At 63.8% G+C, this 18776-nt stretch carries 18 protein-coding genes; 9 read left to right on the forward strand and 9 right to left on the reverse strand.

Features of this window, described 5'->3' with window-relative positions; all coding sequences use genetic code 11:
* The first annotated feature begins 157 nt into the window (after positions 1 to 157).
* Positions 158 to 892 (forward strand): SDR family NAD(P)-dependent oxidoreductase, encoded by a 735-nt coding sequence (locus C5N93_RS23605; RefSeq protein WP_242561138.1) that lies wholly within the window; start codon positions 158 to 160, stop codon positions 890 to 892.
* Positions 893 to 972: 80 nt separating this feature from the next.
* Positions 973 to 1188 carry a 4-oxalocrotonate tautomerase family protein gene (locus tag C5N93_RS23610; RefSeq protein WP_242561139.1) on the forward strand — a complete coding sequence of 72 codons (216 nt, stop codon included), beginning with the start codon at positions 973 to 975 and terminating at the stop codon, positions 1186 to 1188.
* A 68-nt stretch (positions 1189 to 1256) separates the two neighbouring features.
* Here the strand turns inward: C5N93_RS23610 and C5N93_RS23615 are convergent, their stop codons facing one another.
* The 5 genes from C5N93_RS23615 to C5N93_RS23635 all read right to left on the reverse strand — a co-directional run bounded on the left by C5N93_RS23615 (position 1257) and on the right by C5N93_RS23635 (position 7577).
* Positions 1257 to 3515 carry a TonB-dependent receptor gene (locus tag C5N93_RS23615; protein WP_242561140.1) on the reverse strand — a complete coding sequence of 753 codons (2259 nt, stop codon included), beginning with the start codon at positions 3513 to 3515 and terminating at the stop codon, positions 1257 to 1259.
* A 127-nt stretch (positions 3516 to 3642) separates the two neighbouring features.
* Positions 3643 to 3951, reverse strand: a complete 309-nt coding sequence (locus tag C5N93_RS23620) for a hypothetical protein (RefSeq protein WP_242561141.1) — start codon at positions 3949 to 3951, stop codon at positions 3643 to 3645.
* Between the two features lie 386 nt (positions 3952 to 4337).
* A complete protein-coding gene (locus C5N93_RS23625; RefSeq protein WP_242561142.1) occupies positions 4338 to 5324 on the reverse strand; it encodes an aliphatic sulfonate ABC transporter substrate-binding protein in 987 nt (328 codons plus the stop codon).
* Positions 5325 to 5443: 119 nt separating this feature from the next.
* Positions 5444 to 6970 carry a glycosyltransferase family 39 protein gene (locus tag C5N93_RS23630; protein WP_242561143.1) on the reverse strand — a complete coding sequence of 509 codons (1527 nt, stop codon included), beginning with the start codon at positions 6968 to 6970 and terminating at the stop codon, positions 5444 to 5446.
* A gap of 205 nt (positions 6971 to 7175) precedes the next feature.
* On the reverse strand, positions 7176 to 7577 hold the full coding sequence (locus C5N93_RS23635; protein WP_242561144.1) for a hypothetical protein: 402 nt from the start codon (positions 7575 to 7577) through the stop codon (positions 7176 to 7178).
* 214 nt (positions 7578 to 7791) lie between these two features.
* Between C5N93_RS23635 and C5N93_RS23640 the strand changes: the two genes are divergently transcribed.
* Positions 7792 to 8745: an extracellular solute-binding protein gene (locus C5N93_RS23640; protein ID WP_242561145.1), complete on the forward strand. Its 954-nt coding sequence runs from the start codon at positions 7792 to 7794 to the stop codon at positions 8743 to 8745.
* Between the two features lie 44 nt (positions 8746 to 8789).
* Complete coding sequence (locus C5N93_RS23645; protein WP_242561146.1) at positions 8790 to 9626, forward strand: ABC transporter permease; 837 nt, start codon at positions 8790 to 8792, stop codon at positions 9624 to 9626.
* 78 nt (positions 9627 to 9704) lie between these two features.
* Here C5N93_RS23645 and C5N93_RS23650 read toward each other — a convergent pair whose 3' ends face one another.
* Positions 9705 to 11006, reverse strand: a complete 1302-nt coding sequence (locus C5N93_RS23650) for an aspartate aminotransferase family protein (RefSeq protein ID WP_242561147.1) — start codon at positions 11004 to 11006, stop codon at positions 9705 to 9707.
* Between the two features lie 127 nt (positions 11007 to 11133).
* Here C5N93_RS23650 and C5N93_RS23655 point away from each other — a divergent pair, with 127 nt between their 5' ends.
* The 4 genes from C5N93_RS23655 (at position 11134) to C5N93_RS23670 (ending at position 14835) form a co-directional block, all read left to right on the forward strand.
* Positions 11134 to 12024 carry a LysR substrate-binding domain-containing protein gene (locus C5N93_RS23655; protein WP_242561148.1) on the forward strand — a complete coding sequence of 297 codons (891 nt, stop codon included), beginning with the start codon at positions 11134 to 11136 and terminating at the stop codon, positions 12022 to 12024.
* A 204-nt stretch (positions 12025 to 12228) separates the two neighbouring features.
* Positions 12229 to 12357: a hypothetical protein gene (locus C5N93_RS28385; RefSeq protein ID WP_277990424.1), complete on the forward strand. Its 129-nt coding sequence runs from the start codon at positions 12229 to 12231 to the stop codon at positions 12355 to 12357.
* A 259-nt stretch (positions 12358 to 12616) separates the two neighbouring features.
* Complete coding sequence (locus tag C5N93_RS28390; RefSeq protein WP_277990425.1) at positions 12617 to 14230, forward strand: methyl-accepting chemotaxis protein; 1614 nt, start codon at positions 12617 to 12619, stop codon at positions 14228 to 14230.
* Positions 14231 to 14442: 212 nt separating this feature from the next.
* Positions 14443 to 14835, forward strand: a complete 393-nt coding sequence (locus tag C5N93_RS23670) for a carboxymuconolactone decarboxylase family protein (RefSeq protein WP_069342923.1) — start codon at positions 14443 to 14445, stop codon at positions 14833 to 14835.
* A gap of 49 nt (positions 14836 to 14884) precedes the next feature.
* Here the strand turns inward: C5N93_RS23670 and C5N93_RS23675 are convergent, their stop codons facing one another.
* Positions 14885 to 16126, reverse strand: coding sequence for an NADH:flavin oxidoreductase/NADH oxidase family protein (locus tag C5N93_RS23675; RefSeq protein ID WP_242561149.1), 1242 nt, complete (start codon positions 16124 to 16126; stop codon positions 14885 to 14887).
* Positions 16127 to 16209: 83 nt separating this feature from the next.
* Between C5N93_RS23675 and C5N93_RS23680 the strand changes: the two genes are divergently transcribed.
* Positions 16210 to 16677: a MerR family transcriptional regulator gene (locus C5N93_RS23680; protein ID WP_242561150.1), complete on the forward strand. Its 468-nt coding sequence runs from the start codon at positions 16210 to 16212 to the stop codon at positions 16675 to 16677.
* Positions 16678 to 16698: 21 nt separating this feature from the next.
* On the opposite strand, the gene C5N93_RS23685 is transcribed toward C5N93_RS23680, so the two are convergent.
* Together C5N93_RS23685 and C5N93_RS23690 are read right to left on the reverse strand one after the other, a co-directional pair.
* Positions 16699 to 17535, reverse strand: coding sequence for a CoA ester lyase (locus C5N93_RS23685; RefSeq protein WP_242561151.1), 837 nt, complete (start codon positions 17533 to 17535; stop codon positions 16699 to 16701).
* A 3-nt stretch (positions 17536 to 17538) separates the two neighbouring features.
* Positions 17539 to 18726: a CaiB/BaiF CoA-transferase family protein gene (locus C5N93_RS23690; RefSeq protein ID WP_242561152.1), complete on the reverse strand. Its 1188-nt coding sequence runs from the start codon at positions 18724 to 18726 to the stop codon at positions 17539 to 17541.
* Positions 18727 to 18776 lie beyond the last annotated feature (50 nt).

An 18776-nucleotide genomic window follows, 5' to 3' on the forward strand; every position in this document is an offset into this window, starting at 1 on the left:
TTTTCGCGTCTCGAATCATCAATAGAGTGGTGTCCAACCAGCGGGGCGTGACGGTACGCCGATGCCCCGGCGGGCGAAATCACCTGAATCTCTCAGGTCACCTCGGTGGTTCGTGCACTCGTGCATCGATGCATCGATCAAATCAAGGACACACATCATGAGCAAGTCGAATCGTACGGTCATCATCACGGGCGCCACGAGTGGCATCGGACTGGGTCTGGCACAGGCGTTCCTGCGCGACGGGTACAACGTCGTGGGAACGGGGCGCAGCGGGGCACGTCTTGAGCAAACGGCCGCGTTGCTGGCCGCTGGCGAGCGGTTCCTGCCGGTCGCGGGCGATGTCGCCGATCCGGCCGCCGCTGAAACAGCCTTCAAGAAGGCGATCGAAGTCTATGGGCACGTGGACGTACTGATCAACAATGCGGGCATCTTCGCGGCCAAGCCGTTCGTGGACTTCACGCCCGAGGAAATCGAGACGCAGATCGCAACCAACCTGAAGGGCACGCTGTACTTCTCGCAGGCGGCCGCGCGTCATATGACCGCGCGCCGCAGCGGCCGGATCGTGAACGTGACGGCATCGATCGCGATCCAGGCCAGTTCGGGCGTGCCGGCGCTGCTGGCCGCTGTCCTCAAGGGCGGCATGAATCAGGCGACGAAGGCGCTGGCGCTGGAACTGGCGCCGTTCGGCGTGACGGTGAACGCCGTCGCCCCGGGCGTCGTCAATACGCCGATGCATGCCCCGGAGACGCACGACGCGCTCGGCCAGATGCACCCGCTGGGCCGCATCGCCGAGGTGGAAGACGTGGCACAGGCGGTGCGCTATCTCGTGGACAACGACTACGTGACCGGCACGATTCTGCCGGTGGACGGTGGCTACGCTGCCGGTCGTTGATGTATGTGGCGCGGCCGGTGTCTGCACTCGTCGGACTGGCCGCGTCGACAGGAATGTCAAAACCCTCACAGGAGTCCGTCATGCCATTCGTCAGTATCCGAATCACGCGGGAAGGCAACACCGTCGAGCAAAAGGCGCAGGTCATTCGGGAAGTGACCGAGACGCTGGAGCGCGTGCTGAACAAGCCGCCGCATCTCACACATATCGTGATCGAGGAAGTCGATACCGATAACTGGGGTTACGCGGGCCAAACGACCACGGCGTTCCGCCGTCAGGCTGCCGAAGGCAACACCTGACGGCGTCAGACGATGTCGACATGCACCGCTACCCGAGCCCTGAGCCCCGGACAGCGGTGCGTGCGGCATCAGAACGGCTTGGACATCGCGAGATAGAACGTGCGTCGCGGACCGAATTGCGGCGCCCCGACGCCGATGCCGGTACCGTCACGCAATTCGTACACGCGGTCGAACAGGTTGATGACGGACAGCTTTGCATCGAAGCGCCCGAGCCCCGGCACGTTGATTTGCTGACCAATGCCGAGGTTGACCTGGAAGTAGGCCGGCAAATGCTCGCTGTTCACGAAGCCGCTGCGCAGGCCCGAGCCGAAGAGGGCATCGGTCGAGAAGAGCGTCTTGCCCCATTGGTACGACACGCCTGCGGACGCCGTGACCTGCTGATCGTGATCCAGATGCACCCAGTGATTGGCGATGTAGGCGAGTTCGTCGTCACCGAAGTTGAACTGTCCGGTCTCGATGCCTTTACCCATGGCGCGCGATACGGCCACATTCAGATACGCGCCGACGTTACCCTGCCGATAGTTGACCGTGCCCTCGAGGCCGTAAATCCGTCCTTTCTGATAGTTGAACGTCGAATAGATCAGCGCATTGCCGAACTGGCCTTCGTCCTGAAGGTGATTCACGTTGCGATAGTAGGCATCGAGTCCTACCGTAATGGCCGACGTCAACTGATGGGAGACACCGAGATCGAAGTAGTCCGAGCGCTCGGCGCGCACCGAGGTGTTGGCGTCGGACGGGAGCGCATTGGTCGTGCCCAGGAATTTCGTCACCGAGGTCGTATCGATCTTCTCCGTGGCGGGCGGCGTGAAGTAGCGCGAGTACCCGGCGTGCAGGCGGGTGCGGCTCGTCAGGTCATACGTCAGGCCCAGACGCGGGGAGAGCTGTCCCTCGTCCGTAACGGTGTTCACGTGGTCGTAGCGTGCGCCGTAGTTGATCGTCAGGCGATCGGTCGCTTTCCACTCGTCCTGTAAATACAGCCCATAGGTCGTGCCACGGTCCTTGGCGTTGTCGACGATGGTGAGCGGCGTTCCGCTCAGTTGATTGCCGTCGGCATCGGCAGGGAAAACGTTCGACGTGTTGTCGGTGCTGAAGTTTTCCTGTTGCACGAACAGACCGAAACGCAACGTGTGACGGTCGGTGAGCTTGTAGCTGCTATCCGCCTGAACGCCGTACGCTTCATTGCGGCGCGTGATGTCCGACGCCACCCCGTTGTACGCGAGATCGCCGAGCGGGTCGGGCGTGTAGTCGATGCGGCTGGTGCGATGGAACAGCGAAATCTGCGTGTCCAGTTTCGGCGACACGTGGCTTTGCCACGACAGCACCTGGAAGTCGGTGAGTTCGCGCTGATTGGCGTTCAGGCTCGACGAGTCGGGAACGACGCCACTGTCCAGCGTGAATTGCGGGGCGACGCCCGGCGAGTTCGGAATCTGGAAGCGATTGTTGGCTGTGCCGAACATGAACGACACGCGGTTGTCCGGGTTCAGCAGGTACGAGAACATGCCGAACGCGTTTGTCTGGTTCGTGTGATCGTGAATGGCGTTGCGCTCGCCCGTCGGATTCTCGATACCCATGTTGTTCGCAGACACGCGGACGCTGAAGTAGTAGCTGAGCGCGCCCTTGGTGCCATACAACTGCGTATTGACCTCACGGTCCGCGTGGCTGCCAAAGACGACACCGACTTCGCCGCCAAAGGCTTTCGGCGGTTCGCCCGTATCGTCGGCAAGGCCCGGCGACCCCTTGGTATGGATGTCGACGATCCCGGCAGTGCGGTAGCCGAACTGGGCCGGCAGCGCGCCGGTGATCAGATTGATCTGCGACGCGATGCGCGCATCGATGGCCTGACCGAAGCCGCTGATCGACTCGGGAATGATTACGCCGTCGATCCGGTATTGCAGGTTGGCGTGGTCACCGCGCACGTGCAGTTGACCGTAAGAATCCTGCACGACGCCCGGGGCTTGCAGCAGCACCTGATTGAGCGGTGTGTTGCTCCCGAGCGGCAGTGTCTGGATGTCGGTCTGGTCGAAGTTGTAGACCGAGCTGCCGGTGTCGGGCGACAACGCGTTGCGGGCGGCGTCGAGACGCTTGGCGGACACGGTAGTGCCGGAGAGCGAGACGTTGGCGTCGCTACCGGGCGCTGTGTTCGCGCTTTGCGCGTGCGCATTGACGACGAAGACGGATGCGGCCGCCGCAGCCAGGGCGTGACGGGAGAACTGAGCGCGCGTGCCTGCGCGGGAAACCCGCGACGGGCGTGACGAGGAGAAAGTGCCGAAAGTGCCGAAAGCGCCGAAAGATCGGAACGAGCGGAATCGTGTGGAGCGGGCAATCATGCCGGACCTCAATGTGCTTGACGTGTGGACGCCGCGCGGCCGGGGGCGCACTCGCCAACGCTGGCGAGCCGCAATGGGCGGCGGCGAATGTTCTGGTTCGGAAGTGCCTGGGCGAACTAATGCGAGCTCAGGCAAGCGACATCGAGGTGCGGGGCGGATCGCGGTTGCGCGTCGGTCCCCGTGAGACCGAGCGGACATGCAATGGCGCGGCAGGCGGGTAGTGCCAGTCGCGAGAGGAAGGCAGTGCGGCAAAGACCGGTAGCGCCGGGAGTGCAACGTCGACCGCGATGAAGGCGAGGCATTGCTCGCAGATACCGTCTTCGTCCGACGCATGCTGATCGGAAGTATCCGTCAGACCATGCTGACGTTCCGATTGCGCCGATGCAGCCGCCAGCGCGGCCGCCGTGTGAAACACGACGTGCCGTGCAAGCGCCATCTGCGACACCAGCACGCAGACGACCAGCCATAAAGGTAACCAACGGCGACGCATGGGCCGAAGAAAAACGGAAAACAAGACGAGAGCGCGCGAACGCGACGGAACGCTGCATGACAGCGTCGGCGATTAAATGCAACCAAGTTGCAATGCAACTGAGTTGCGAATTCTGTCACATTCGGGGTGACTTTGCCAAGTCGGAATGCGTAAGGCGGACGTTCGGGGAGGGCGCCGGGAGGAGTGCAGACGGAAAGCGGGGCGCGTGCAGGGGGCGGGCGTGCACTGGCGAAGGCGCAACGTGCGCAGGCATGGCGCTATCGTCACCACCATGCCTGGAGAATTTACGCACCGCAGGCGCGTGCCCGGCGAGGTGCCGGGCACGCGTGGGCTCAGGCAATCGGCTGCCGTAATGTGGCGTCGGCCACGCGAATGGGCTTCGGAATCAGCCGGAGCTGGAGGAACGTATCGGCAATGCGCTGTTGGGCGGCCAGTACAGGCTCCGATACCGGCTTGTAGATGTGCGCGTAATGCCGCAGTCCCTTCTCGATAATCTTCGCGTCGAGCCCCTGGATCGGCGCGAGCTGCGTCGCGGCTGCCGCGTAATCCGAGCGGATTTGCTGCCCCGTCTGACCGAGCGATTCGAGCGTTGCCTTGATCACGTCGCCACGTTTCTCCGCAAACGCACGCTGACTCAGGAAGAACTGATGATGATCGGCGGCGCCTTCGGCATTGGCGAGCAGTCGCACAGGGCTCTGATCGAGGACCGCGGTGAGGAACGGATCCCAGATGGCCCACGCGTCGACCGATCCGCGTTCGAGGGCGGCACGGGCGTCGGCGGGCGCGAGGAACACCGGGCTGACGTCGCCATAGTCCAGACCATGTTTGCGCAGCAGCGCGACGAGGAACCAGTGGACGTCCGAACCCTTGTTGAACGCGACACGTTTGCCACGCAGGTCGGCAACGGTCTTGATCGGCGAGTGGTTGGCGACGACGACGCCCTCGGCAAGCGGTGTCGGCACCTCATAAGCGCTGTAGACGAAGTCGGCACCTGCCGCTTGCGCGAAGACCGGCGGCGCTTCGCCGACGTACCCGAAGTCGATGGCGCCGACGTTCAGCGCTTCGAGCAGTTGCGGGCCGGCGGCGAATTCCGCCCATGTGAGTTCGACACCGAGCGGACGCAGACGCGCCTCCAGCGATCCGTTCGCCTTGGCGAGCACGAGCGTGCTGGCAGCCTTCTGGTAACCGATGCGGAACTTGCCCGGCTCGTAAGCCGCATGCGCGGGCAACGATGGCAGCGCCGCGGCGGCGGCTCCGGCCCCGAGCACACCGAGGAATTGGCGGCGTGAGAGTGCCTTGCGTGGTTTCAGCGGTTTCATGAGCGTTGCCCCGTATGAATGTTGGAATAGGCCGGATGGGACCGATTGACGAGAAATTGAAGGGAAATTATCCGGACCGGTTCCGCGCGGGGGCAACGAAGCGATTCTGCTTTGGATATTCAGGGGTGCGGTGCGATGTAAGCGACGCAAAGTGGAATAGGCGACGCGCCGCCGTGATAGGCGAACGGCAGGGTCTCCCGAAACTCGATGCTCAGCGAGGGCCATAACGACAGCGTTCGCGCGAAGCTCGCCCGTCGACATGACCGTCCGGGATGCCCGAGCAGAATCGCCCCGCGTGCGCGGACCTCGGCCTCATCCAGATCCCGCGTGTAGATGTTCGGACGCAAGGTCGACGACCATGCCGTCATGAGACGCGGCTGGCTCGGCGCATAGAACGTCAACCACGTGGCGAGATGGTCGTTGCCGACGAACCACAATGGCGCGTCGTAGCGCTGGTTCCAGCGTTGCTCGATGGCGAGGCTCGCCGCCTTGACCCCGGCGAACTTTTGCCCCGCGTTGCGAAGATTCAGTCCGAGCACGGTGACGTATCCGATCAGCACCGTGAGGCCGACGACAGGCAGCCATCGCGAAATTCGCCATGCGCGCTTGCCAGTGGCGGGGGCCACACATCCGACGAGTAGCGCAGGCAACGGCACGGCAAACGGTTGCAGCCATTCGGAAATGCGTCCGCCGTCATGCAGCGTGAAGTACACGAGGATCGGCACCAGCGGCGGCAGCACGGCACAGGCGGCTAACCGCACGGATCGCGGCGCTCGCGTGAAGCGCATACCGGCCAGATGCATGACGACGGCGAGCGTGACGACGGGATAGAACGCCGTGAGCGCACCGCGCAACCCACGCAGATTCAGACGCTGTCGGATCTGATCGTCGACCCATCGAAACGCGGCGAAGTCGTGGCTCGCGAGCCAGAGGATATTGGGCGTAATCAGTGCGGTGAAGAGGACGAGCCCGATCACGAAGGCCGGGTGCCGGTAATGCTGACGGGTCGCCGGCGTCCAGACGGTGATGACGAACATGGCGCCCAGCAGCGCAAACGTCGAATACTTGGTCATGGCCGCGAGACCGGCGACGACACCGAACCCGATCCAGTACCGGGGCGAGTCGCACATCGCGCGCACGAACAGCCACAGCATCCACGGCCAGAACATGACCAGCAGGTAGTTGTCGTTGTACGGGAGGATGTCGATGTTGGTCGCGCCGGTCAGGTGCAGGCTGAGCATCGCCAGCCACGCGAGGCGCGTGTCCGCACACAGTCGTCTGGCGAGATGCCATACACCCAGCATGCCGATGGCAATCGCTGCGAAGTGCGACGCGTACCAGTAGAACGCCAGCGCCTCGCCCGTCAGACCGAGTGCTGGCCACATCGAAAAGCCGACCAGCCAGGGGTTCTTCGGCGTTCCCCATTCGGCGTTACGCGCCCAGTTGAGGGCTTCGACGGCGTCGAACGGGACGGTCGGGTCCAGACTGGCACTGACGAGCGTCCAGACGATGGCGTAGATCGCGACGTAAAGCGAAGGGGAGTATTGCATCGCCGTGGCGACACGTCGTGTGAGCGCACGCACGGACGTTGCGCGCCGAATGGGCGCGAAGACAGGCGTCGTTGAGGAGGCGTCGTGTTTTTGCATGCGCGCTTCGACCGGGCGAGTGCGCGCATGTTCTTGGAGTTATTTTGCAATCCAAATCAAATGTGGTGCATTTGAATTACGGTGTAGAGCCTTGTTTTGTTTGGGGATTTAATGCGCCATCGCATGACGGCGAGGCGCGTATCGACAACACTCGTTCACAGACGTCAACAAATGAAAACGAATGAAAAAGGAAGGCAACAATCTTTTAGCCGGCAGGCGCGTCGACGATCCGCGCCGGATCGACGTGCCGGATGCGCTGGTCGACAAAGTAGCCGCCACCTTCCTGATAACGAAGATAGAGACGGCCGCATTCGCGGCAGCGGCACACGTTGGCACGGTTGTAGGGGAAGTAGCGCGGTGCGATGGGGGCATCGGGCGCCCAGTACGACGTGCCGTCCGGGTGGTATTCGGCGAACGTCGGCTCCTGCGAGGCCTGTTGATCCCACAACGTGCCCACGACTTCCAACTGTGATTCGGGCAAGGAGTTAGGCAGGCTGGCCCAGCCGTCGAGCGGCGTTTTCGTGCACTGGCAATCGATGGCGACGTTGCTGGCGGATTCGGCGAGGGTCAGGAATGCGGCGTGGTCGAGGAAGGAGAGATCGCTCATGGGGGATGTCGAGTGGGCTTCGCGCCATCGTCGCGGCGAGTGTTTCGCGCTGACGCGGCATCAAGGGAATAGCGTCCGACATGGTAGCGCGATGGCGCGCGCAGAGCACACGAAGCGTTGCAAACCATCGAATCTTGTAGGGTTGTCACAAACGCACGCTGCGCCTGATATATGATATTCGCTATATATCCATCTATATAACGGAGTTCAGGCTGTGAAGACTTTGCGGTTCGGTTCGCGCGTTGCCGCGACGATGAAAGTGGTGGCGTTCGCGACTGCGGCGATGATGGGAACGATGCAGGCGCATGCCGAAGACACGTTCCGTGTGGCATACGCCGGTTCGATGGGCGTGGTGATGGACAAGGCGCTGGGGCCGGCCTTCGCGCAGCGCGAGCATGTGACCTATCAGGGCCAGGGCGAAGGGGCCTACGGGCTGGCTCGTCTGCTGGCTTCGGGACGATCGACGGCCGATGTATTCGTCTCCATCACCCCGGGGCCGATGGCCATTCTCAAGGACGCGGGACTGATCGACGATGCCATCCCGGTGGCCAGCACACGCATGGTCATCGCCTACAACCCGAAGGGCCGCTTCGGCGAAGCGTTCCGTCTCGCAGGCACCGATGCGGCGCATCCGGCCTGGTGGAAGGTGCTGCAAACGCCGGGCTTACGCTTCGGCCGCACTGACCCGGCGACGGACCCGCAGGGCCAGAACATCGTCTTCACGCTGATGCTCGCGCAGAAGTACTACGATCAGGCGGGCCTTGTGCATTCCGTGCTGGGCGACATTCGCAATCCGCAGCAAGTGTTCGGCGAGGGCGGCTTGCTGACGCGTCTCGAAGCCGGGCAGGTCGACGCCGCCTCGGGCTACGAAAGCGCCACCCGTTCGGCCAAACTGCCCTATGTGGCGCTGCCGGACGAAATCAATCTGAGCAATCCCGCGTTCTCCAGGAACTGGTACGACACCGTGTCGTTCGCGCTGCCTGCGGCGGATGGCAAGGAAAAGACCGTTCGTCCACAGCCGCTGGTGTTCTACGCTGCGAAGCTGAAGAACGCCGCGCATCCGAAGGCGGCAGACGACTTCCTCTCCTTCATGACCTCGACACAGGGGCAGCAGCTGTTCGATGAGAACGGCTACGGCAAGCCCAAAGGCGACGCGCTTTATCACTGATCCGGCAATCGAAGCCAGCCCGAGGACATTGAAGGAAGTGGTTCGTGCAGAAATGGCGTGAGGGCCTGCCGTTCATGGTGGGCCGAAGATGGGGTGGCATCGGGCATGGCCTTGGCCGGTTGGGTGAAATCGTCACCTGGACGCTGTTGGCTGTGCCGTTCGCCGCATTGGCGCTTGAGACGCCATGGCGTCATTTCCGGCTCGCTTACGGCGACTGGGATGCCGTGGCCGTTTCGCTCGGACTGTCGTGTGTCTCGATGGCGATTATCGTCGTGCTGGGCACGCGGGTCGCACACTGGCTGGCGTCGACACGGTCGCGGGTCGCACGCATCGGCGAGGCGCTCGTGCTGGTGGCGCTCATGACCCCGCCGCTGGCGATGGGGATCTTGCTGGCGACGGCGTACGGACCTGTCGGGACGTTGGGCGCACTGCTCGCGCGCGGCGGCGTGATGCTCGGCAACAACCCGCCAGCGTTCGTGCTCTCACAGGTCTATGGTGGGCTGCCTTATTTCATCCTTGCAGCGCGTGCTGCCTTTGAAGCGGTACCGCCTGTCTTGCCGATGGCGGCCCGCAGTCTTGGGGCCACGCCGTGGCAGGTGTTCCGCCGCGTGACGTTGCCGCTGGCGCGGGGCGGGCTTGCCGCGGGGCTCGTGGTGGCATGGGTGCGCGTGATCGGCGAGTTCGGCATCGTGATGATCTTCGCTTACTTCCCGCAAGGCATCCCGGTAAAGCTCTACGTCAACTTGCAGAACGATGGTCTCGGTGCTGTCTATGCACTGCTGTGGCTGCTGCTTGTCGTGGCATTGCCGTTGCCGATCCTCGTGTTGATGGCGACGCGACGCCGCCATCGAGAAGTGCAGGGCAACGACACCGTGTTTTGACGTGATGCGCTAACCGGTGAACCGGGCGCGCAGCGGCTCCGCAATTGCCTGTCCGGGTGGTCGCGGGGCCGCTTGTTTTTACAGCGAACGTTCGATGGCCTGACCCAGCAGCGACAGACCCAGATCGATTTCCGCCTCGCTCACGGTCAGTGGCGGGGCGATGCGAAACACGCCGCCCATGCCCGGCAGTTGCACGATGTTCATACTCAGGCCGAGGTTCATGCACTCGCGGGTGATCTTCGCGCCAAGGCCGTCTGCCGGCGCCTTGGTGCGGCGATCCTTGACGATCTCCATGCCGAGCAACAGGCCTCGGCCACGCACGTCGCCCACGCACTCGAAGCGCTCCATCAGCCCCAGCAGGCCGTTGCGCAGCCGCTCACCCATGACGTTGGCGCGCTCAACAAGTCCGTCGCGGGCCACCACGTCGAGCACGCGCAGGCCTACCGCAGCGGGCAGCGGGTCGGAGACATGCGTGGTGTAGAACAGATAGCCGCGCTCGTGCGCCCGTTCTTCGATCTCGGCGGACGTCACGATGGCAGCGAGCGGCAAGCCCGCACCGAGCGTCTTCGACAGCGTGAGGATGTCCGGTGTCACGCCATCGCGCTCGAACGCGAACATCGTGCCGGTGCGTCCGATGCCGGTCTGGGCTTCGTCGAGGATCAGCAACATGCCGCGCGCCTCGCACTTGCGCTTGAGCGCGGCGAGATAGCCGGGCGGCAACTCGATGATGCCGCCCGAGCTCAGGATCGGCTCGGCGATGAAGGCGGCCAGATTGCCGCTCGACTGCCGGTCGATCAGATCGAAGGCGTAGTCCAGCTCCGCGAGATAGTCGTACTGACCCGCCGGGCCGAAGCGCGGGCGGTAGGTGAACGGCGCAGGAATCGCGAAGGACCCCACGGCGGCGGGGCCAACGCCTTTGCGTCCTGCGCTGTAGGTCGCCGAGGCCGCCGCGCCCGTCATGCCGTGCCACGACTGTGCGAATCCAACGATCTCGTACTTGCCGGTCACCAGTTTCGCCATGCGAATGGCCGCTTCGTTCGATTCCGCACCCGTACTCAGCAACATCACCCGGTCGAGCCCTGGCGGCGTGATGTCGGCCAGACGCGTCGCCAGATCCACGACGGGGCGCGAGAGCATGCCGCTGAACAGATGGTCGAGCTTGCCGATGGATTCGGTGACGACCGCCACGATGTCCGGATGGCTGTGGCCGAGCACCGCACTCATCTGACCCGATGTGAAATCGAGAATGGCTCGCCCGTCGGCGTCATAGACGAAGCTGCCCTCGGCACGCTCGATGATCGCTGGTTCAAACGTGCCGCCATAGCGGATGAGGTGCTGGCGGGCGTTGCGCCAGAAATCGGCATCTTGGTTCTTGGACACGAGGAAATCTCCGAGGGGCGGCTTGAAGTTCGCGGCTTGAAGCTCGCGACGTTGAGGGAATCGGCAGTGAATCGTTACCGCTTGCAGTCTAAGCAGCGCTCTGCTTTCATAGAAGCGAATAGTGCTAATGAAAGATAGAAGCGAGGCTAATACCTTGAGTGCGATGCTGGAAATCGATTTGCTGCGTTCGTTCGTCGCCATCGCGCAGGCCGGTTCGCTCAGTCGGGCCGCCCAGCGCATTGCCCGCACCCAGTCCGCGCTGAGTCAGCAAATGAAGCGGCTGGAAGCGATCTTGGATCAGCCGTTGCTACAGCGTACGGGGCGGGGGGTGGTGCTCACGGGGTCTGGCGAACGCTTGCTAGCCCACGCGCAGCGCATTTTGCGGGCTCACGACGAAGCGATGGCCGACATGTCGGGGCGCGGCCTGACCGGCACGATCCGGTTCGGTTGCCCGGACGACTACGCGGCGGCGTTCCTGCCCCATCTTCTGCGCGAATTTGCGGTGGCCCATCCCCACGCACAGGTCGAGGTCATCTGTGAGCCGACGCCACGCCTGCTGGAGCAACTGTCCCGTCACGCGCTCGATCTGGCGTTGATTTCGTTGCCCGACGGTGTCGACGAGCGCAACGTGATTCGCCGCGAGCCATTGGTGTGGATCGGCAACCCGGGGCTCGACGCCGTGTTGTCCGACATGGATGAGCCGCTACCGCTAGCGCTTTCCGATCCCGACACGCTGGACCACATCGCGGCGTGTGAAGTCCTGACGCGAGCGGGACGTGCCTATCGAATTGCGTACGCGAGCAGCAATCTGGCGGGGCTGACGGCATTGGCACGCTCCGGGCAGGCGTTCGCTGTCATGACACAGACGGCCGTGCCTGCGGATTTACGCATTGTTACAGCTGATACCTTGCCAGCGTTGCCGTCCGTGGGGATTACGGTAAAGTTCGATCGCGCGCGTCCCACGCATCTGAGTGTGGCGTTCGCCGAGCACATTCGGCAGACGCTGGCGGTGCTGTAACGCGGGCACGACGTGGGCGGTGCCGACGTTCGTTCCCGTCCAGGCGAATTTCAAGCACAATTGCGCGTTGCTTCACGGCGTACGGCACCTGTCGGCGCGACGTGAAGTGTCAATCAAAAGCATTCGGGACCCGGCACTGGGGGCATCAACGGCCGGAAGCCCGAGGGTCATCACTTTTTGCAGCATTTTTGTATCGAGGTCGATATGTTGGCGCGTTTCGTGGCGTTTTTCCTGGTGGTCGGTTCGTTGTTTGCCCTCGCGGGCTGCAATACCGTCGACGGCGTCGGGCAGGACATTTCGGGGGCCGCACGCACCGTCAAGCGGGCGCTGTAAGGCGCGGTAAGCCAGCGCTCCAGTCGTGCGCCCATCGCGCACCAACTTGGCGTATGTCCCTCATATATCCCTCGTATATTTCGTGAACTGGCGCGCAATTCGCTGAGTAAGCGCCAGTCTCCCGATCGTCACTCAAGTTTTTCGCATTCGCGCCGTTGGAGCCGCTAACGCTGTCACTGGCACAGGGGTATCGTGCCGGGTGGCGTACGGTGGCCGTCGCTCTCGGCGGCCACGAACAGAAAGAAAGGCGGAAGCGCAAATGTTGAAAAATTGGACGATTCGTTGGCGGTTGCGGACGGCCGTGGCCGGTCTGGCCGCGCTGGTGTTGATCATCGGAGCGCTGGCGCTCCTCGGGTTGCGCGACACCGTCGGCAGTTTGCGCGAGGTGTACGACAAGGAGCTTGCCAGTACACGGTTGCTAGGCGAGTCGGAAATCCAGATCGGCCGTGCACGTGCCGTCGTGCTGCGCGCACCGCAGGCGCCGAGCGAGGAAATCAAGGCGGCGGACGTCAAGAAGGGAACCGAGTACTGGGGCGAATCGGAGAAGGCGTGGCAAGCCTATCTGGCGCTGCCGTCCGATGCTGAAGAGCAACGCCTTGCCAAAGACGTGACGAGTGCCCGTCAGGCGCTCAAGGACGCCTTTACCCTGGTGCAGAACAGCATCGCCGCCGGCCAGACCGACGTCTATTACGCGCAGGCAGCAGTGCTGGGCAAGCGCTACACGTCTTACGTGAACGCCAACGAGGCGCTCAAGACGCTCTACGACACCCGCGCCAAGTCGAGCTTCGATTCGGCGGTGACGACTTACGACCGGCTGTTCATCCTCACGCTTTGTGCCATCGCATTCGCCATTATCGCCGCGCTGCTCACGGCGCGGTCGCTGAACCGGGCGATTACGCGTCCGCTGGATGACGTGCTTGAACATTTCCAGGAAATCGCGGCAGGCGATCTGCAACGCCCGGTGCATGTGACGTCGAGCGACGAAATGGGCCGTCTGCTGACGGCGCTCGGCAACATGAAGACGCAACTCAACGACACGGTGGCCAAGGTGCGCAAGAGCGGTGAAGCGATTGCCGCGAGTGCGCGCGAAATTGCTGCGGGCAATCTGGATCTGTCCGCCCGTACCGAGCAGCAAGCCGCGTCGCTGGAGGAAACGGCGGCGAGCATGGAGCAGTTGACGAGCACGGTGCGGCAGAACATGGAGCACGCCCGTCAGGCCAATCAACTGGCGCGTCAGGCGAGCGAACAGACCGGGGCGGGTGACTCGGCGATGGTCGAAGTCACGCAGACGATGCAGGCCATCGATGCCGGCTCTGCCAAGATTCGCGACATCATCGCGCTGATCGACGGCATTGCATTCCAGACGAACATTCTGGCGCTGAACGCGGCGGTTGAAGCGGCCCGGGCGGGGGAGCAGGGGCGTGGTTTCGCCGTCGTCGCGGGTGAGGTGCGCACGCTGGCGCAACGCTCCGCGAGCGCGGCACGCGACATCAAGACACTGATCGAGACGTCGGCCGAGCGTTCGGCGGCGGGCAGCCGGATCGTCGGTGAGGCAGGCACGGCGATGCACAGCATTGCCGGCAGCGTACAGCGCGTCACGGACATCATGGCCGAAATTTCGGCAGCGTCGGAAGAGCAGACGGCAGGGATCGATCAGGTCGCGCGTGCCGTCACGCAGATGGACGAAGTCACGCAGCAGAACGCCGCACTGGTGGAGCAAGCCTCGGCGGCGGCGCAATCGCTGGCCGAGCAGGCGGAAGCGCTGAAAGCCGCCGTGGCGGTGTTTCGTCTGACCCAGCAGAGCGACGATTTGGCGTTGATGTCTGGCACGGCTGGCATGGCGCGTACCCGGCTGCATGCGATGACGTCTTAAGTCAGCAAGCCTGAAGATGTTCGTCGGCAGATCGGTCGATCCGCCGAATTCGAATCGACGAACGTCCCCCAATTTGGGGACGCAGTGACTACGCGCTGGGCCCCGCGTCGAAGATCGGGCGCGGCTCCACGCCTCAATGAGCACACGACTGCGCACGAAAGCTTGTAACCTACGCTTTCACTTCCACGACCGCCTGTCCGGCGCCGCCACCCATGAGCCAGCAAAAGCCTGTCGAGTACGCCACCGCCTCGCCCGAAGTCAAAGCCGTTTTCGACGACATCAAGGACACGCGCGGTGTCCCTGACGTCAACAACTTCTGGAAGTACATCGCTCAACATCCGCCGACACTGGAGCGCACGTGGGGCAGCCTCAAGGACATCATGTCTGCGGGCGCCCTCGATCCGCTCGTCAAGGAACTGATCTACGTGGCCGTGAGCGTGACCAACAATTGCGGCTACTGTGTCGCCAGCCACACCGCAGGCGCCCGCCGTGCAGGGATGACGGACGAGATGTTTGGCGAGTTGCTGGCCGTCGTCGGCATGGCCAACGAAACCAATCGACTGGCCGTGGGGTACCGCGTGCCGATCGATCCCGCCTTCGAGTAAGTCATCCGGCGGCGACGGTGAGCTGATGTTCCACCGTCGCCATGCCGTATCACTGCGGTATTGCCGCGCCGCGCGTCATCCATTGACGGTATCGACGTGTCTGACATGCCGTGCCGATCTGCTGTGCGATGAGTGCTCGCAGGGGCGAGACGGCAGGGTTTGGCGTACGCCCGGCGCTCAGGCGCTTGAGCTGAAACTTCACGACCGCCATGTTCGCGAGTGAGCCGAGCGCCTTGTTTTTCCATTGGATGGGCTTGAGTTGTGGCGCAGAGGCATCGCCTTGCTGCCATCGGTTCGGTAGTTCCGGATCGATGGACAGCGCCGTGGCAATGCCGACCATCGCTGTGCCGCTTTCGAGCACCTGCTCGGCCACGGCGAGGCGGCGGATGCCTCCCGTCACCATCAGCGGCATCGTGGCGACAGCCACCATGTCACGCGCGAATTCGAGGAAATAGGCTTCGCGCGCGAGCGTGCGCCCATCGCGCGCCTCGCCTTGCATCGCGGGCGCTTCATAGCTGCCGCCGGAGAGTTCGATCAGATCGACGCCGTGCGAGCCGAGCATGTCGATGACGCGACGCGCGTCGGCAGGGCCGAACCCGCCGCGTTGAAAATCGGCCGAGTTGAGCTTGACCGCAACGGCAAACCCGGGCGAGACGGCGTTGCGCACCGATTTCACGACGTCGAGCAATAACCTCGCGCGATTCTCGAGACTGCCGCCCCATCGATCTTCGCGCCGGTTCGTCAGCGGCGACAGGAACTGGCTCAACAGATAGCCGTGCGCCGCATGAATCTCTACGCCGGTGAAGCCGCTTTGCTCCGCGAGCACGGCACTGCGGGTGAAGCGCGCGATGACATCGGCAATGTCGGTCTCGGTCAGCGCACGGGGCATGGCAAAGCGCTTCGAGAACGTGCCGAGTTCGAGGGCAATCGCAGAGGGTGCGACCGTCGGCTGGCCCAGCGCCGAGAGCATCTGCCTGCCCGGATGGTTCAGTTGCATCCAGACTTGTGCGCCCCGTTGCCGCGCGGTGTCGGCCCAGTGTCGAAAGCGTGCGAGATGCCTGTCATCCTCTAACACCACGCCGCCGGGCCCGGTCATGGCACGCGCATCGATCATGACGTTGCCGGTGATGATCAGCCCCGCACCGCCACGTGCCCAGGCGTCGTACAGCCGGATGAGGTCGTCGGACGGTGCGTGATTGGCGTCGGCCATGTTTTCCTCCATGGCAGCCTTGGCAATGCGGTTGGGGATAAATGTGCCGTTGGGCAGCATGAGGGAAGTGAAGAGTGTCACGGTCGCGCCTCGAATCTTCAGTTGACGATGGCACGACCATAACCTTAAAGTTCACTTCAATGTCAAGCGGTGGGAGCGAGACCATGAAGATCGGTGAACTGGCGCAGGCGAGCGGTGTGGCGGCGTCGCGTATTCGCTTTTACGAGGCGGAGGGCTTGCTGCCGAATGCCCAGCGTCAGGCGAACGGCTATCGGGAATACGACGACGATGCGCTCACACGTCTGAGCCTGATCCAGCGCGCGCAGAACGCGGGATTCACGCTCGACGAAATCCGCGCAATCCTGCCGCCGGATCTCAAGGCGTGGCCGCATGACACGTTGCTGGAGATGCTCCGTCGCAAGGTCGCGGAGATCGATGCACTGGCGCAGAAGCTGGCGGTATCGAAGCGCAATCTGACGTCGCTGATCGACGCCATCGAACATCGGGAGGCCGGAGAGGATTGCGCGGCAGCATCGCGACGCGTGCTCGCTTCCGTGCGAGAAGGGGATATCGGCGGTGACAACGGCACGGAGATCGTGCCCCGGCGCGCGCCTGTCGGCAAGCGCGCTTGAGACGTCATCGACCGCTGTCGATCAACGGCTGGCGAGAATTTCGTTGGCCTTGGCGATGACCGGCGCGTCGATCATCTTGCCGTCCAGCGCCACGGCGGCACCGCCGTTGGCGTTGGCTGCCGCGACCACACGTTCGGCCCACGCGATCTCGTCATCACGCCATGCGAAGGCGGCATGCACGGGCGCGACCTGACGCGGATGGATGCACAGCTTGCCGCGAAACCCGAGCGCACGTGCGCGACGCGCCGAGGCTTCGACGAGCGCGGCGTCGTCCAGCGCGGTCGTCACGCCGTCGACCGGCGCGGCAATACCAGCGAGGCGCGAGGCGAGCGTCAGTTGCGAGCGGAAGTACAGCAGCTCGTCGCCATCGCCTTCGATCCCGATGTCCAGCTGGAAATCGATAGTGCCGAACATCAGGCGCTCGACGCGCGGCGCTTTGGCGATGTCTTCGAGCGCGGCAAATGCCCGAGCGGTTTCGATCAACGGGACCAGGCGCAACGACGACGTAGCACCTTGCGCTGCGCGGGCGAGCGTGGCGACGTCTTCCGCCTTCGGGACGACGAGACCGCTGAGTTGCGGCACCCCGGCGAGCGCGGCGACATCGGCCTCGAACCACGGCGTCGATGCCGCGTTGATGCGTACGTAGATGGGCACAGGAGCGGACGCGGTGGCGTCGGCCTGTCGTGCCATCAGCCAGCGGACGACCTGTTCGCGGGCCGCGAGTTTGTCGGCAGGCGGCACGGCATCTTCGAGGTCGAGGATGACTGCGTCGGCCCCGGACGCCCATGCCTTGTCGATGCGTTCCGGGCGGTTGCCGGGCACGAACAGCCAGCTACGAATGACGGGGGAGGTCGGCATGGCTTACACCGCCTGCGCTGCGTGCAGCGCTTCGATCTGGCCGGCACTGCGGCCGAGTTCCGCGAGGATGGCGTCGGTATGCTGCCCCAGCGCGGGAATCGGGTCCATGCGTGGCGTGAACTCGGAGCCGGCACTCGGCATACCCGGCGGGATCGGCGCGCGAATCGGGCCATTGGGCGTGGCGACTTCGGCCCAGCGCTGACGTGCAGCGAGTTGCGCGTGCTCCCAGACGTCATGCATGTCGTTGAGGTTCGCGTTGGCGATGCCGACGGCGTCGAGCCGGCTCACCAGTTGGGGCGCGTCGAGCTGCATGAAGACCGCGTGGATGATGGCGCGCAACGCGTCGCGATTCTCCAGGCGCTTCGGGTTCGACGCGAAGCGCGCGTCCTCGGCCAGTCGTGGCTGTTCAAGCACTTTTTCGCAGAACGTCTTCCACTCGCGTTCATTTTGCAGCCCGAGCATGACCGTCTTGCCGTCGCCGGTTTCGAACGGACCGTACGGGAAGATCGTGGCGTGGGCAGCACCGGCGCGCGGTGGCGGCGTCTGATCGTCCACCGAGTAATACAGCGGGAACCCCATCCACTCGACCATGCATTCGAGCATGGAGATGTCGATGCGCGAGCCCTTGCCGGTCTTGCCGCGCTGAATCAGCGCCGAAAGAATGTTCGTGTACGCGTACATGCCGGCAGCGATGTCGGCGATGGAACAGCCCGCCTTGGCTGAGGCTTCGGGGGAGCCCGTCACCGAGAGAAAGCCCGACTCGCTCTGGATGAGGAGGTCGTAGGCCTTTTTGTCACGGTAAGGGCCGTCGGGCCCGTAGCCCGAAATGCCGCAGACGATGATGCGCGGATAGCGCGCGGACAGTGCTTCGTAGCTCAGGCCGAGGCGATCGGCCGCGCCGGGGGCGAGGTTCTGGACGAGCACGTCGGCGTCGCTGAGCAGATCGTGGAGTACGGCTTGGGCGGCGTCCTGCTTGAGGTCGAGCGTGAGGCTTTCCTTGGAGCGGTTCGTCCACACGAAATGCGACGACATGCCGTTCGCGCGCGCGTCGTAGGCGCGGGCGAAGTCACCGGCGCCGGGACGCTCGATCTTGATGACGCGTGCGCCCAGATCGGCCAGTTGACGGGTGCAGAACGGGGCCGCAATGGCGTGTTCGAGCGCGATGACCTTGATGCCGTCCAAGGGCCTCATGACAGAAATCTCCGAAGAATCGAAACAGGTTGAGCGAGGGGCGGGGCGTG

Origin of the sequence: Pandoraea sp. LA3 (genome assembly GCF_022696215.1) — a bacterium.
Classification (GTDB): Bacteria; Pseudomonadota; Gammaproteobacteria; order Burkholderiales; family Burkholderiaceae; genus Pandoraea; species Pandoraea capi.

What these genes read in the sequence shown, in the direction of transcription:
- C5N93_RS23615 (WP_242561140.1), bottom strand. Translation starts at nt 3,515, where the DNA reads ATGATTGCCCGCTCCACACGATTCCGCTCGTTCCGATCTTTCGGCGCT.
- C5N93_RS23680 (WP_242561150.1), top strand. Translation starts at nt 16,210, where the DNA reads ATGAAGATCGGTGAACTGGCGCAGGCGAGCGGTGTGGCGGCGTCGCGT.
- C5N93_RS23625 (WP_242561142.1), bottom strand. Translation starts at nt 5,324, where the DNA reads ATGAAACCGCTGAAACCACGCAAGGCACTCTCACGCCGCCAATTCCTC.
- C5N93_RS23685 (WP_242561151.1), bottom strand. Translation starts at nt 17,535, where the DNA reads ATGCCGACCTCCCCCGTCATTCGTAGCTGGCTGTTCGTGCCCGGCAAC.
- C5N93_RS28390 (WP_277990425.1), top strand. Translation starts at nt 12,617, where the DNA reads ATGTTGAAAAATTGGACGATTCGTTGGCGGTTGCGGACGGCCGTGGCC.
- C5N93_RS23670 (WP_069342923.1), top strand. Translation starts at nt 14,443, where the DNA reads ATGAGCCAGCAAAAGCCTGTCGAGTACGCCACCGCCTCGCCCGAAGTC.
- C5N93_RS23605 (WP_242561138.1), top strand. Translation starts at nt 158, where the DNA reads ATGAGCAAGTCGAATCGTACGGTCATCATCACGGGCGCCACGAGTGGC.
- C5N93_RS23635 (WP_242561144.1), bottom strand. Translation starts at nt 7,577, where the DNA reads ATGAGCGATCTCTCCTTCCTCGACCACGCCGCATTCCTGACCCTCGCC.
- C5N93_RS23610 (WP_242561139.1), top strand. Translation starts at nt 973, where the DNA reads ATGCCATTCGTCAGTATCCGAATCACGCGGGAAGGCAACACCGTCGAG.
- C5N93_RS28385 (WP_277990424.1), top strand. Translation starts at nt 12,229, where the DNA reads ATGTTGGCGCGTTTCGTGGCGTTTTTCCTGGTGGTCGGTTCGTTGTTT.
- C5N93_RS23655 (WP_242561148.1), top strand. Translation starts at nt 11,134, where the DNA reads ATGAAAGATAGAAGCGAGGCTAATACCTTGAGTGCGATGCTGGAAATC.
- C5N93_RS23690 (WP_242561152.1), bottom strand. Translation starts at nt 18,726, where the DNA reads ATGAGGCCCTTGGACGGCATCAAGGTCATCGCGCTCGAACACGCCATT.
- C5N93_RS23620 (WP_242561141.1), bottom strand. Translation starts at nt 3,951, where the DNA reads ATGGCGCTTGCACGGCACGTCGTGTTTCACACGGCGGCCGCGCTGGCG.
- C5N93_RS23630 (WP_242561143.1), bottom strand. Translation starts at nt 6,970, where the DNA reads ATGCAAAAACACGACGCCTCCTCAACGACGCCTGTCTTCGCGCCCATT.